A 14,078-nucleotide genomic window follows, 5' to 3' on the forward strand; every position below is an offset into this window, starting at 1 on the left:
CTTGGGATGGGCTGGCGCGGGGCCAGGATCGTTTTTGACGAAGCGTAAAATAATTTACCAGTTGGCAAAAAGCTGATGTAATAATAGACAGGCCATCCCCAATGGCACAGATACACAAACGGCAAAGTATCCCAACCGTACAGGTCGAAAAACCACTACAGTTTTTTTGTGCAAGGCAGCATAAGGAGCCACCGTGAAGCACAGCGACAGCACAGACGATGCTCCCGAGCAAGCCAGCGGCTGGCCCGTGCTCGACATCGACCGCCAGAAGAAGGGCGGCCTCGTCGAGCAGATCGTCATCGCCATCAGCGTCATGGTGGGCAGCCGTGCCCTGCGCATCGGCACGCGCATGCCGTCCGTGCGCCAGTTCGCCCGCTGCAATGGCGTGTCGACCTTTACCGTCGTCGAATCGTACGACCGCCTGGTCAACCTCGGTTTGCTGTCGTCGCGGCGCGGCTCCGGCTATTTCGTCGCGCGCCACGATATCGCCGCCTCGCCGCAATTGGCTGTGCACGCCAGCCCCACGGCCATCGACGCCCTCACGCCAGACCTGTATTCGGGCGTGTCCGACGCCCTGCCTGTGGGGGCCGGCTGGCTGCCGCCCGAGATGTATGGCGAAGCGACCGTGCTCGACGCCGTGCGTCAGGCCATGCGCATTCCCGCCAGCCGCCTGCGCGGCTATGGCCACCCTCTCGGCTTTCCCTCGCTGCGCCAGCACCTGGCAAGCAGCCTGTCGGAAGAGCTGTTCCAGGTGGAGCAGGACCAGGTCCTGCTGACGCACGGCGCCACGCATGCTTTTGACTTGATCCTGCGCAGCCTGACCAAGCCGGGCGACACGGTGCTGGTGGAAGACCCCGGCTACAGCAATCTGCAGTCGCTGATACGCCACCATGGCTGCATCCCCGTGGGCGTCCACCGCGGCGAAGCGGGCCTCGATCTCGATGCGCTGGCCGTTGAAGCCGCGCGCACGCAGCCGAAACTGATGTTCGTCAACACGGTGCTGCAAAATCCGCTCGGTACCTCGCTCACCCAGGCGCAGGCGCACCGCCTGCTGGCCTTGGCGGAGCAATTCGATTTCTGGCTGGTGGAAGACGATATCTACCGCGAACTGGCGGCGCGCGGCGAAGCGTCGCTGGCGGCCATGGACGGCTTGCGCCGCGTGATCCGCGTGGGCAGTTTTTCCAAGACCCTCTCGCCCGTGCTGCGCGTGGGATCGATTTGCGCCTCGCCGCCGCTGGTGGCCGAACTGGTGCGCGTCAAAATGCTGGCGGGACTGACGACGTCGGAAATCAACGAGCGCGCCGTCTACCACGCCATCTCCGCGCGGCCCTACAAGCGCATGGTCGAACGGCTCGTGGCGCAGCTCGATGCGGCCCGCGAGCGCAGCATCGACTGCCTGGCGCAGGCGGGCATGGCGCCCGTGGCGCGGCCCCGCGGCGGCATGTTCGTCAGCGCCGGCTGGCCCGACGTGCAAACGCCGGAATGGAACGGCAAGGTCATCGCCGACATGGCCTTGAAGGCGGGCATCCTGCTGTCGCCGAACGAATTTTTCATGCTGCGCGCGCCCGAGACGGTGTGGTTCCGCTTCAACGTGGCTTACACCGATACCCCCGTGCTGCAGGCATTCCTGCAATCGATCCGCCCACGCTAAAGAACCCGTCATGGCCAGCGACAAATCCCCTGCCCTTTCCGTGAAAAATGCCGGCGGCCGGCGTTTGCAAAACCGCGACCGCCTGGAAGCGGACATTCTGGAGCAAGCCGTGCGCGCGTTCGCGGAATGCGGCTATGAGGGCGCCTCGATCGCCACCATCGCCGAGCGAGCCGGCCTGTCGAAGCAAAACCTGATGTATTACTTCCCGTCCAAGCAGCTGCTGTACCAGCGCGTGCTCGACGACGTGCTCGACGACTGGCTGGCGCGCATGGACATGCTGGCCAATGAAGACGACGAGCCGCGCGACGTGCTGCGCGCGTACATCGGGGCCAAGCTGCGTTTTTCGCGCGAACAGCCGTGGGCCTCGCGCGTGTATGCGCTGGAAGTAATCAATGGCGCGCCCCTGTACGGCACGCAGATACGCGACCGGGTCGTGCCCCTGCTGCGCAAGGATATCGCAGTCTTCGAAGCGTGGATCGCGGCCGGCCGGATCGCGCCCGTCAACGCCACGCACCTGATGTTCGCCATCTGGGCCATGACCCAATCGTATGCGGATTTTTCGGCGCAGATGGCCCTGGTGCTGGAACGCAAGCAGCTCACGCGCAAGGATTACGAGGATGCGGAAGCCCTGATCGCGCACATGGTACTGGCGGCGGTGGCCATGCCGCCAGCAGGCGAAAAAAAACCGCCTCGACAGGCGGTTTTCTGAACGGCGCGAACGCTTACGCAGCCGTCCTGTTCTTGCGGCGGCGCGCCATGAAGCCGATCATGCCCAGGCCTGCCAGCAGCATCGCATAGGTTTCCGGTTCCGGCACGGCCGACACATAACCGGACACGTTGGTGGCGTTGAAATAATGGTTCGCATTGACCTGGATGTTCGAGGCCCAGTTCCCCACCACCACGCTGCCGTTGATCTGGCCATTGCCGCCGGCCAGGGTCGCCAGCGGCGCCAGGACGCTGCCGTACAGGCCCACGCCGTTCAAGGTGATGGTTTGCGCTTCATAGAAGTTGTACAGCACATTGTATTTGCTGAAATCGCCGTAGCCGCCGGACAGGTTCACATTCGTGCCGCTGATATTGAGGATCAGGGTATCGTTCGTGTGCAGATTGCTGAACTTGAAGTTGTTCACCGAGCCCAGCGCCGCGGAAGTCAGGTCGAACACTTGCACATTGCCCGTGCCGCCCTTCAGGGTCATGCCGCCATAGGCCACCGAGCTGCTGCCCGTCGCGGCCACGTTGGCCAGCGAGGTCGAGGTGTTTTTCAGCTGCGCCGACGTCGTGGCGAACGACACGGGCGACACCGTGGTCTTGCTAGCCGTGTTCAGGCCCACGCTGCTCGTCGTCGTGCTGCCGCCCACATAGTAATTGCCGTTCTTGATCGAGCCGGAGCTGTAGTTCAGATTGCCGCCAACCACCAGCGCATAGCCGGTGTTGCCATGCGTGACGTAGGCATCCTTGTTCTTGTCATTGACCGAATAGTTCGATGCCGTCAAGTTACCGGCGACCAGCACGCCGCCTTCGACATCGCTGCCGGACGCGCTGAAGTTACTGAGGGAATACAAATTGGCGCCACCGATGCCCAAATCGACAACACCGGCTTGCGCGGCGCCGGCGGCAAACACGGTCGACAGAACGAGAACGAATGATGATTTAGGCATGATTGACATTTTATTTCCAAAAAGAAAATTAACTTGACGTCAGAATATCATATCCATTCGCTTTAATATGTCGCAAACCAACAACTTTTGTAACAATAATGAAAACATAGTTGCTCGACGGGAATCATTCTCCTGGCGCTGCCCGGAGAACGCCCCAGCCATCCGGCTGACGCTGAAAACAGACGGGCAAACAGCCGTCTGTTCTGCACTTTCAATATTGCTTAGAAGCGCAGCCAACTTGGTGATACGATCGCGGCAGCGCCAGACCAGGCGAGCCCACAAAGTATGAAATCATAAGGATGAAGCACGCATGAAACGATTGTCCCTAGGCGCACTGATGCTGGCATATGCCTGCGGCGCGCACGCCGATGTGTTTAACATGATCGACAACCAGCCGCTCAGCGAAACCTGGCTCAACGCGGGCTTTTATTCGTATCACTTTCAGCGCGACAAGAACCTGAACGACAGCAATCCGGGCCTGGGCGCCGAATACCGCTTCTCCACGGTCGCGTCGGTCACGGCCGGCCGCTTCTACAATAGCGACCGCGCCTACTCGAATTACCTGGGCGTGTACTACCAGCCGATCAAGGTGGGCCCGCTGCGCATCGGCGCCGTCGTTGGCGGCTTCAGCGGCTATCCGAAGATGCGCGATGGCGGCTGGTTCCCGGCCCTGGTCCCCACCATCAGCTATGAATACCAGCGCGTGGGCGTGAATATCGCCATCGTACCCTCCTACAAGGACCGCCTGTATGGCGCGCTCAGTTTCCAGCTGAAACTGAAGGTATTCGAGTAACCGTTTGTCGTTGCCTGTCGCCGTTCGGTCCGCCATTCCTGCCATTCGTCGCATACGCCATACCCGGCAGCAAGGATTTGCCTATAGTGGTTTCATTGCCAGCATGCATACGGCAGCGGCACCCACACGACAGGAGAACGGCATGAAAGACATCAATTCGGCACCGGGCAGCACTTCCTTCAGCGCTTTCTGGAACGAACTGTGCGCTTACGCGCGCCAGGGGATGGCTGCCTTGCGCGCCATGTCGTGGCCCATGCTGCTGGTCTGCTGCCTGGGCCTGGCGTTCCTGATCACCATCTTGCCGCTAGCCATCATGCTGTTTGCCCTCGTCATGCTGCTGAGATGGGCAAGCAACAACGACGATGCCGGCGCAGATCAGAAAGCGTCGGGTTCGCAGCATTCGCCGCAATAAAAATTTGCGGCGTGGCAAGAGTGCAATGATGGTTCTATGGCACTATGGATGGGCGCGGCACTGACGGGCATCAAAACCATCCAAATGGAGGGATTTGATACGGAACGCTACGCAGTATCCATGATCGAAGCTACTCCCCCTCAGCCATAGGAGTTTTCTGATGACCACGACAGCAAAAGCTACAGCAGCTACGACTATTCCCTGCCTGCGCTACCGCGACGCGCCCGCCGCCATCGAATGGCTGTGCAAGGCGCTCGGTTTTGAAAAGCAATTGATCGTGCCCGATGGCGAAGGCGGTGTCGCCCATGCGCAACTGAGCTTTGGCAACGGCATGGTCATGGTGGCGCCCGCCCTCGACAGCGACTACGGCCGCCTGATGAAACTGCCAAGCGACGTCGGCGGCGCCAACACGCAAAACTGCTACCTGGTCGTCAGCGACGCCGATGCCGTCTACCGCAGCGCGCGCGAAGCCGGAGCCGAGATCGTGCTCGACATCAAGGATGAAGATTACGGCGGACGGGGCTTTACCTGCCGCGACCCGGAAGGCCACATCTGGAGCCTGGGCACCTACGATCCATGGTAAAACGGAGAACAATGATTGTCGCTACCCTCACCGCCGCCAGCCTTGCGCTGATCGGCGGTTTCCTGTCCGCTCCCGTCCTCGTCGACGAACATCTCAACCGCATTCATCCCCCGTCCGGCAAGGCGCCGTCGGCAGCCACTGTGGCCCTGCACCAGAGCCTGTGGATCGCCGACCTGCACGCCGACAGCCTGCTATGGCAACGCGACCTGAACCGCGACAGCCAGCGCGGCCACGTCGACTTTCCCCGCCTGCAGCGGGCCAACGTGGCGCTGCAAGCCTTTTCCGTCGTCACCAAGACGCCGCGCAAGATGAATATCGAGCGCAATGGCAGCGACACGGACAACATCACGGCCCTGGTGGTGGCGCAAGGCTTGCCGCCCGCCACGTGGAACAGCCTGCTGGCGCGCGCCACCTGGCAGGCCGACGAGCTGCGCCAGCAAGCGGCCAAGAGCCATGGCAAGGTGCGCGTCATCGGCAGCCGCGCCCAGTTGCGCAGCTTCATCGCCGCGCGCGAAAAGGATCCCGCCCTGCTGGCCGGCTGGCTGACACTGGAAGGCGCGCATGCGCTCGAAGGCAAGCTGGACAATCTCGACACCCTGTACCGGTCCGGCTACCGCATGGCCGCACCCACGCATTTCTTCGACACGGAACTGTCCGGCTCCCAGCACGGCTTGAAAAAAGGCGGCCTGACGCCGCTGGGCCGGCAATGGCTGCGCGCCATGGAGCAGCGCAAGATGATCGTCGACCTGGCGCACGCCTCGCCGGCCACCATCGACGACGTACTGACGTTGGCGAAACGCCCCGTGATGGTATCGCACACGGGCGTGCGCGGCACCTGCGCCAACGGGCGCAACCTGAGCGACGCCCAGCTGAAACGCATCGCCGCCCAGGGCGGCCTGGTGGGCATCGGCTTCTGGAATACGGCCGTCTGCGGCAAGGACGTGGCCTCCATCGCGCGCGCCATCAAGTACACGGTCAAACTGATCGGCGCCGAACACGTGGCCTATGGCTCGGACTTCGACGGCGCCGTCACCACGGCCATCGACGCGGCGGGCTTGCCGCGCTTGACGCAGGCGCTGCTGGATGCTGGGCTGTCGGAAGCGCAGATCCGCCGCGTGGCAGGCGAAAACGTGCGCGACTTCCTGCTGAAGAACCTGCCCGACGATGACGCCTAGACTAACCTAGCGCCTGGACCAGGGCCTGGTCCGCCACCTGGCGCGGCCGGATGCGTATCAACTTGCGGTACAGCGGCGGCATCGACTCGCACAGCGCCAGCAGCGCGTCTTGCGCCATCGCCGGGCGCACGTACTGGAATTGCGCGGGATTATTCTCCGGCAGTGCCCCTTCCATGGTGGAGCCGTAGGCGCCCAGGGTCATGAAACTGGCGGCGCTGTCGTCCGGGCCGATGGCCAGCACGAAGGTGCCGTGCTTGGGGTGGCCCAGGTAGCTTTTGATTTCCTCCTGCAGCGCCGGCGCCGCATTCGCCATCAATTCAAAACGCAGCTGCGCGTACTGGCGCGTGCATTCCATGAACGGCGTGCGTATGGCCGACTGGCTCAACTGACCCGGCATACATAGCAGCAGGTTGCCGAAGGAATCGAGCAAGGCGGCCGCATCGCCCTGGCCGCCATCACGCGCGTCCTGCTCCATGGCCGCCTGCAGGAATGGCGCCAGGCCCGCGTCGGGCGCGTGCGGGTCGCAGCGGTAAGTCAGGGCGTCGGGATAGCGGCGGCGCAAGGCGCGCACCACCGCATGCTCGGGCGGCAAGGCGGCCGGATCGCGCAGGGGCACGTCGTCGCCGGCGTTCAGCAGCTGCATCACCTGCGCCGATGTCGCTTCGAACACGAGCGAGCACAGTGCCTGCGTCGCCTCGTGGATGCTCTTGCCGATGAAAAAAGATTTGGGCGCGGCGCCGGACGGCAGGCGCGCATACTCGGTGGCGCCGCGCACGGCCGGATAGCAAAAACTGCGGCCGGCCTGCGCCTGCAGCGGCGCCGGCAAGGCCGCAAACGTGGCGCTGCCATCGTAATTGATGCCCGCCTTGACGTCGGGCGCGGCCACCACCACGTTGAAGCCTGCCGCCAGAATCGCCCCCGTGCACATGCAGCAGGGGTCGAGCGAAGTAACGATGGTCAGTTCGCCCGGCGGCGGCAAGAGCGCGCCCTTGGCCAGCTCGGCGAAATACCAGTCCACCAGCTGGCGCTCGCCATGCGCCGTGGGGTCGAACACCAGCCCCTGGCGCACGACGTTGTTATGCATCGATTGCAGCACGTTGCCGGCGCCGTCGAGCAGCACGCCGCCCACGCCAAAGGTACCCTGCGTCTTCGCCGCCATGGCTTCGGCCGCGGCTATCGCCACGGCGGCCTGGATGTCGATCGTCTTGTTCAAGCGGATCCTGTTACTTCATGTCCAGGTCGGAATTGCCGAAGCCGTGCGGCAGCAGCCAGCCCGCCGTCACTTCCATGACATCGTTTTTCAGGTTCGTCAGGATCACGGGCAGGTCGGCGCCGCCCATCTCGAAGATCACCTGGCGGCAGGCGCCGCATGGGGAAATCGGTTCAGCCGTGTCGCCCGTGACGGCCAGCCTGGCGAAGTCGCCCGGTTTGCAGCCATGCGCGATGGCGCTGAAAAACGCCGTGCGCTCGGCGCAGTTGCACAGCCCATAGGCGGCGTTTTCCACGTTGCAGCCGCGGAAGACGCGACCATCCTTGCACAGCAGCGCCGCGCCCACCTTGAAACGCGAGTATGGCGCGTAGGCCAGTTCACGGCCGGCGTTGGCTTCGGCGATCAGTTCTTGGTTGTTCATTTTTTCTGTTATACCTTTGAAATCATTAAGGCCGGGGTCAGACCCTCAACACCGCTGACACATAGCTCAGCGCCATCGCAAACGGGGGTCTGCCCCCAGTTTTCAACTACGGTCGAATGGTACGATAAATCACCGGATTGCCCGCCAGCGCCACCGTGCTGATGTCATACGCTTGCTGGATTTCCCTGACGGCTTGCTGCGCCGCCGCTTCCGTGCGCGCGTGCACCATGGCCAGCGGCTGGCCGACAGCCACTTGCTCGCCCAGGCCCACGAGGTCCGTCAGGCCGACGGCAAAATCGATGCTGTCGCTCGGACGGCGGCGGCCACCGCCCAATGCCACGACTGCCAGGCCGATGGCGCGGCAATCGCGCACGTTGGCAAAGCCGGCCGACGGCGCTGGCGCCGGCACGACGAACGGCGCCTGCTCCAGGTGTTTATCAGGATGCTCGACCAGATCGGCCGGGCCGCCCAGGGCCGACACCATGCGCGCAAAGCGCTCTGCCGCTTCGCCCGAATCGAGGGCCGCGATCAATTTCACGCGCGCTTCCTCTTCGGTGGCGGCCAGGCCGCCCAGCACCAGCATCTCGGCGCACAGCGCCAGGGTGACTTCGTGCAGGCGAGCGGGACGCGAACGGCCCGTCAGGTAATCCATGGCGCCGCGCACTTCCAGCGCATTGCCGGCGTACGGCGCCAGCGACTCGTTCATGTCCGTCAGAATCGCCGACGTCTGCATGCCCGCGCCATTGCCCACGGCGACGATGCTCTCGGCCAGTTCCACCGACTTGTCGTAGCTCGGCATGAAGGCGCCCGTGCCCACTTTCACGTCCATCACCAGCGCGTCCAGCCCGGCCGACAGTTTCTTCGACAGGATGGAGCCGGTGATCATCGCTACCGATTCCACCGTGGCGGTGACGTCGCGGATGCTGTAGAAGCGCTTGTCGGCCGGCGCCAGCTGCGCCGTCTGGCCGATGATGGCCACGCCGATCTCCTGCACCACCTTGCGGAACAGTGCATTGTCCGGCACCGTGCAATAGCCTGGAATGGCGTCGAACTTGTCGAGGGTGCCGCCCGTGTGGCCCAGGCCGCGGCCCGAGATCATCGGCACGTAACCGCCGCACGCGGCGACCATGGGGCCCAGCAGCAGGGACACGACGTCGCCCACGCCGCCCGTCGAATGCTTGTCGACGATGGGGCCCGGCAGGTTCAGCGAACGCCAGTCCAGCACCTGGCCGGAATCGCGCATGGCCAGGGTGAACGCCACGCGCTCGTCCATGTTCATGTCGTTGAAATAGACGGCCATGCCCAGTGCTGCGATCTGCCCTTCGCTGACGCTGCCGTCAGTGATGCCGCGTACGAAAAACTGGATTTCCTCGGCGCTCAAGACGCCCTTGTCGCGCTTCTTGCGGATGATTTCCTGGGTCAAAAACATGGAATAACTCCAATAAAAATAGGTTTGGGGTCAGTCCCTGCGGGATCGGGATACGGCCATTGGCGTATCCCCCCCGACGGGTCTGACCCCAGCTTTGCGATACCAATGATCAGTCAGTTAAACGCCGTAAGGAATCCACACGTTTTTCACTTGCGACGCATGCGCCAGCACGGCACGGCCGCCGCTTTGGGCGGCACTGTACCAGTCGCGGCCCTTGGCGCCGCCGACCCAGGTGCGCTTCAGCGTGCCGGCCGACAGGCGCTCGACTTCCGCGCAACCGTCGGCGGAGCCGTCATGGCGCCAGACGGCGTCGATGTCGGCGTGCGTGGCCAGGGTGCGCGCCAGTTCATCGGCGTTGCCGCTGATGATGTTGACGACGCCGCCCGGCAGGTCGGACGTGTCGAACACCTGGTACAGGTCCAGCGCGGACAGCGGATGCGCTTCCGACGGCACCACCACCACGCGGTTGCCCAGCGCGATGGCCGGCGCCACCAGCGAGATGAAGCCGAGCAAAGGCGCTTCATTCGGGCAGACGATGCCGATTACGCCGACCGCTTCATTGAGCGCCACGGTGATGCCCTTGGTCGGCGGCTGGTGCGCCAGGCCGTCGTACTTATCGGCCCAGGCGGCGTAATAGAACAGGCGCTCGATCGAAGCCTGCACTTCCTTCTCCGGATTTTTACTGCCCGTCATGGCGGCGATGCGGGCGGCGAATTCGTCGGCGCGCGCAGCCAGGTTTTCGGCGATGTAGTACAGCACTTGTGCGCGGTTGTGCGCCGTGGCGCTGGTCCAGCCGGACGCTTTATGGGCCGCTTCGACGGCGTTGCGGATGTCCTTGCGGCTGCCCACGCCCACTTCGGCCAGCAAGGCGCCATTCGCGCCGAACACGGGCGCGCTGTAGGCGCTGTCAGGGCGCGCCTGCTTGCCGCCGATGTACATCTTGGCCGTGCGGTCGATGGCGAAGGGGTCCGCTGCCGCCGGTTTCACGTTGGCCTTGGCTTTCGCTTCCACCACCGGCAAGGCCGGACGTGCATCTTCGGCCAGGGCCGTCATGTATTCCAGCATGCCTTCGCGGCCGCCTTCACGGCCGAAGCCCGATTCGCGGTAGCCGCCGAAGCCGCAGGCCGCATCGAACTGGTTGGCGCTGTTGATCCACACCACGCCGGCCTTGATGGCGGGCGCGATATCGAGGGCCAGGCTGATCGACTCAGTCCACACGCTGGCGGCCAGGCCGTACACCGTGTTGTTCGCCAGCTGCACCGCTTCGGGCGGCGTACGGAAGCTCATGGCCACCAGCACGGGGCCGAAGATTTCAGCCTGCGCCACGGCAGCCGATGTCGACGCGCCCGTGATCAGGGTCGGCGGGAACCACGAGCCGTCAGCCGGCAGTTCGCACGCGGGCTGCCACACGTCGCAGCCTTCGGCGCGGGCCGAATCGACGAGCGCGGCGATGCGCTGGCGCTGCACGGGGTCGACCAGCGCGCCCACGTCCATCGATTTGTCCAGGGGCGAGCCGAGGCGCAGGTTTTCCATGCGGGCGCGTACCTTGTTCAGGAAGCGCTCCTGGACCGATTCCTGCACCAGCAGGCGCGAGCCGGCGCAGCACACTTGTCCCTGGTTGAACCAGATCGAATCGACCAGGCCTTCCACGGCGCCGTCCAGGTCCGCGTCTTCGAAGACGATGAACGGCGACTTGCCGCCCAATTCGAGGGACAGCTTCTTGCCGCTGCCGGCCGTCGCCTCGCGGATCAAACGGCCTACTTCGGTGGAACCCGTAAACGCGATCTTGTCGACGCCGGGGTGGTTGACGATGGCCGAGCCCACTCTGCCGTCGCCCGTGACGATGTTGACCACGCCGGCCGGCACGCCCGCCTGCACGCACAATTCGGCGAACAGCATGGCGGTCAGCGACGTGAATTCGGCCGGCTTGAAGACGACCGTGTTACCGGCCGCCAGGGCCGGGGCGATTTTCCACGACAGCATCAGCAGGGGGAAATTCCACGGCACGATCTGGCCCACCACGCCCACGGCGCGGTAGTCGGCGAATTCTTCGGACTGCAGCTGCGCCCAGCCGGCATGATGGTAGAAATGACGCGCGGCCAGCGGCAGGTCGATATCGCGCGTTTCACGGATGGTCTTGCCGTTGTCCAGGGTTTCCAGCACGGCGAACAGGCGCGAATGCCTTTGCAGCAGACGGGCCAGCGCGTACATGACCTTGGCGCGGCCATGGCCTCCCATGCCTTGCCATACGGGCAGAGCGCGGCGCGCCGCTTCCACGGCCCGTTCCACGTCCGCATCGGTGGCTTGCGTCAGTTCGGCCAGCTGCGTGCCGTCGGCCGGATTGGTCGAGGCGAACAGTTCGGCCGGCTCGCTCCAGGCGTTGTCGATGAACAGGCCGAATGTGCGCTGATGGCCGTCGAGCCACGCTTGCGCTTCTTTTTGACTTTCGGGAGCAGGGCCGTAGTCCATAGTAGTGAGAATCTCGTTAATTGTTGGCATGACGATTGTTCTTTAAGGTTGTGCGTGACGATGATTGGCCGAGTAGCTGCCGGTGACGTAGTGCTCGAGCTGGCGCTCAATGTCGGTCAGCAGGCTGGAAGCGCCGATGCGGAACAGGTGCGGCTGCAGCCATTCGTTGCCCAGCTCTTCCTTCATCAGGGTCAGGTATTGCAGCGCGCTCTTGGCCGAACTGACGCCGCCGGCCGGCTTGAAGCCCACCTTGAAACCCGTCTGTTCATAGTATTCGCGCACCGTGCGCACCATCGTCAAAGCCACGGGAATGGTGGCGTTGACGCTTTCCTTGCCGGTGGATGTCTTGATGAAATCGGCGCCGGCCATCATGCAGACCCACGACGCCTTGGCCACGTTTTCCATGGTCAGCAAGTCGCCCGTGGCGAGAATCGCCTTCACGTGCGCTTCGCCGCACGCCTTGCGGTAAGCCAGCATTTCGTCGTACAGCACTTGCCAGTTGCCGTTCAGGACATGCTGGCGCGTGATGACGATATCGATTTCCGAAGCGCCCGCGGCGACCGACAGTTCGATCTCGCGCAGCTTCGTTTCCATGTTCGTCAGGCCGGCCGGAAAGGCGGTCGACACGGCGGCGATGGGCAAGCGGCCCTGGATGACTTTCACCGCCGGTTGAATCATCTCGTGGTACACGCACACGGCGCCGGTGCTCAGCTGCGTCAGGCCCAGCGCCTCCATCAGGTCGGCGCGCAACGGGCGCATGGCCTTCATGCACAGACGCTCCACGCGGCCCGGCGTATCGTCGCCGCCCAGGGTGGTCAGGTCGATCATCTGGATGGCTTTCACCAGCCAGGCGGCCTGGTATTCCTTTTTCACGGTACGGCGGTTCGCCAGGCTGGCCGCGCGGCGGTCCGTCGCGGCGCGGTTGACGCGGATCTGGTTGATCCAGCCCAGGTCGAGGCCAACGGCCTCGTTACGCTTGAATTCGGGGTGCATGAGTGTCATAACAAGCTGGTTCCATTAGCAAGTGGTGGTACGCCAAGGTGCTTGGCGAGGGTTTGGCCAATATCGGAGAACGTCTCGGAAATACCTAGCGCGCGCGGGGCGACGCCGGGACCGAAGAAGATCATCGGAATGTGTTCGCGGGTGTGGTCGGAGCCGTGCCAGGTGGGGTCGCAGCCATGGTCGGCGGTGATCACGACCAGGTCGCCTTCCTTCAGCTTGGCCATGAATTCCGGCAGGCGCGCATCCATTTCGCGCAGCGCGTCGGCATAGCCTTCGACGTTGCGGCGGTGGCCGAATGCCTGGTCGAAATCGACGAAGTTGACAAAAGTGAGCGACTTGTCCTGCACTTCATCGGCCGTCTTCAACAGCGCTTCAAACAGCGCCATGTTGTCGACACCCTTCACGACTCTGGAAATACCCTGGGTGGCGAAAATGTCGCTGATCTTGCCCAGGCCGACGACTTCGCCGCCCGCATCCTTGACGTGGTCGAGCAGGGTCTTGCTTGGCGGCGCCACCGCATAGTCGTGGCGGTTGGAAGTGCGCGTGTAGTTGCCGTTGCTGCCCGTGAACGGACGGGCGATGACGCGGCCGATGTTGTACGGCTCGACCAGCTTGAAGGCCATTTCGCACACTTCGTACAGGCGCTCGAGGCCGAACGATTCTTCGTGCGCGGCGATCTGCATCACCGAGTCGCCCGAGGTGTAGATAATCAGCTTGCCGGTGGCGACGTGCTCGTCGCCATGCTTGTTGATGATATCCGTGCCCGAGGCATGGCAGTCGCCGAGGAAGCCGGGCACGCCGGACAGAGCTTTCAGTTTATCGGTCAGGTCGGCGGGGAACGACGGCGTGGTGCGTGGGAAGTAGCCCCAGTCGAATTCGACGGGCACGCCGGCGATTTCCCAGTGGCCGCTCTGCGTGTCCTTGCCGGTGGAGCGCTCGCGCGCCGCGCCGTAGGCGCCGGTGAAACCGTCGCGCTGGTCGAAGCCCGTGGCCCATTCGCCGCTGGCCAGGTGCGCTGCGGCGCCCAGTCCCAGGCGTTCCATGTTCGGGAGTTTCAAGGTCTTGCCGCTTTTGGCGACAGTGCTGGCAATGTGACCAAAGGTATTGGCACCTGCGTCGCCATACTTGGCGGCGTCTGGCGTCGCGCCAAGGCCGAAGGAATCAAGCAGGAGGATAAATGCGCGTGACATGATAAGGCTCGCTTTATGGAGTGATGCAAAGATGATGCGGTCAGTGTAGGCCGGATTTTCCCGGCCTGCCGCGCGGCAGCGCCGG

Annotated in this window: 13 protein-coding genes; 6 read left to right on the forward strand and 7 right to left on the reverse strand. The window is 63.8% G+C overall.

Annotated features, from left to right (window positions below):
• Window positions 1-193 precede the first annotated feature (193 nt).
• Together CSQ95_RS16875 and CSQ95_RS16880 are read left to right on the forward strand one after the other, a co-directional pair.
• Complete coding sequence (locus tag CSQ95_RS16875; protein ID WP_099410327.1) at window positions 194-1,651, forward strand: PLP-dependent aminotransferase family protein; 1,458 nt, start codon at window positions 194-196, stop codon at window positions 1,649-1,651.
• A gap of 10 nt (window positions 1,652-1,661) precedes the next feature.
• Window positions 1,662-2,360, forward strand: a complete 699-nt coding sequence (locus CSQ95_RS16880) for a TetR/AcrR family transcriptional regulator (RefSeq protein ID WP_099410328.1) — start codon at window positions 1,662-1,664, stop codon at window positions 2,358-2,360.
• Window positions 2,361-2,373: 13 nt separating this feature from the next.
• Here the strand turns inward: CSQ95_RS16880 and CSQ95_RS16885 are convergent, their stop codons facing one another.
• Window positions 2,374-3,309, reverse strand: a complete 936-nt coding sequence (locus CSQ95_RS16885; RefSeq protein ID WP_180279079.1) for a choice-of-anchor A family protein — start codon at window positions 3,307-3,309, stop codon at window positions 2,374-2,376.
• 310 nt (window positions 3,310-3,619) lie between these two features.
• On the opposite strand from CSQ95_RS16885, the gene CSQ95_RS16890 reads away from it, so the two are divergent.
• The 4 genes from CSQ95_RS16890 to CSQ95_RS16905 all read left to right on the forward strand — a co-directional run bounded on the left by CSQ95_RS16890 (window position 3,620) and on the right by CSQ95_RS16905 (window position 6,272).
• Window positions 3,620-4,102: a hypothetical protein gene (locus tag CSQ95_RS16890; protein WP_034754565.1), complete on the forward strand. Its 483-nt coding sequence runs from the start codon at window positions 3,620-3,622 to the stop codon at window positions 4,100-4,102.
• Window positions 4,103-4,244: 142 nt separating this feature from the next.
• Window positions 4,245-4,514 (forward strand): hypothetical protein, encoded by a 270-nt coding sequence (locus CSQ95_RS16895; RefSeq protein ID WP_086140176.1) that lies wholly within the window; start codon window positions 4,245-4,247, stop codon window positions 4,512-4,514.
• 160 nt (window positions 4,515-4,674) lie between these two features.
• Window positions 4,675-5,097 (forward strand): VOC family protein, encoded by a 423-nt coding sequence (locus CSQ95_RS16900; protein ID WP_099410329.1) that lies wholly within the window; start codon window positions 4,675-4,677, stop codon window positions 5,095-5,097.
• Window positions 5,098-5,108: 11 nt separating this feature from the next.
• The gene (locus CSQ95_RS16905) at window positions 5,109-6,272 is read left to right on the forward strand and encodes a dipeptidase (RefSeq protein WP_099410330.1); all 1,164 of its coding nucleotides are present in this window, start codon (window positions 5,109-5,111) and stop codon (window positions 6,270-6,272) included.
• A gap of 1 nt (window position 6,273) precedes the next feature.
• Here CSQ95_RS16905 and CSQ95_RS16910 read toward each other — a convergent pair whose 3' ends face one another.
• From CSQ95_RS16910 to CSQ95_RS16935, 6 genes are all read right to left on the reverse strand, one after another.
• A complete protein-coding gene (locus tag CSQ95_RS16910; RefSeq protein WP_180279081.1) occupies window positions 6,274-7,491 on the reverse strand; it encodes a nucleoside deaminase in 1,218 nt (405 codons plus the stop codon).
• A gap of 4 nt (window positions 7,492-7,495) precedes the next feature.
• Window positions 7,496-7,903: a cytidine deaminase gene (locus tag CSQ95_RS16915; RefSeq protein ID WP_034785574.1), complete on the reverse strand. Its 408-nt coding sequence runs from the start codon at window positions 7,901-7,903 to the stop codon at window positions 7,496-7,498.
• Window positions 7,904-8,009: 106 nt separating this feature from the next.
• Window positions 8,010-9,332: a thymidine phosphorylase gene (deoA, locus tag CSQ95_RS16920; RefSeq protein ID WP_099410332.1), complete on the reverse strand. Its 1,323-nt coding sequence runs from the start codon at window positions 9,330-9,332 to the stop codon at window positions 8,010-8,012.
• A gap of 117 nt (window positions 9,333-9,449) precedes the next feature.
• A complete protein-coding gene (locus tag CSQ95_RS16925) occupies window positions 9,450-11,831 on the reverse strand; it encodes an aldehyde dehydrogenase family protein (protein WP_373632225.1) in 2,382 nt (793 codons plus the stop codon).
• 12 nt (window positions 11,832-11,843) lie between these two features.
• Window positions 11,844-12,803 carry a deoxyribose-phosphate aldolase gene (gene deoC, locus CSQ95_RS16930; RefSeq protein ID WP_099410334.1) on the reverse strand — a complete coding sequence of 320 codons (960 nt, stop codon included), beginning with the start codon at window positions 12,801-12,803 and terminating at the stop codon, window positions 11,844-11,846.
• Window positions 12,800-13,993: a phosphopentomutase gene (locus CSQ95_RS16935; RefSeq protein ID WP_070219353.1), complete on the reverse strand. Its 1,194-nt coding sequence runs from the start codon at window positions 13,991-13,993 to the stop codon at window positions 12,800-12,802. Before CSQ95_RS16935 ends, deoC begins: the two co-directional genes overlap by 4 nt.
• Between the last annotated feature and the right edge of the window lie 85 nt (window positions 13,994-14,078).

The organism is Janthinobacterium sp. BJB304 (assembly GCF_002735765.1).
GTDB lineage: Bacteria > Pseudomonadota > Gammaproteobacteria > Burkholderiales > Burkholderiaceae_D > Janthinobacterium.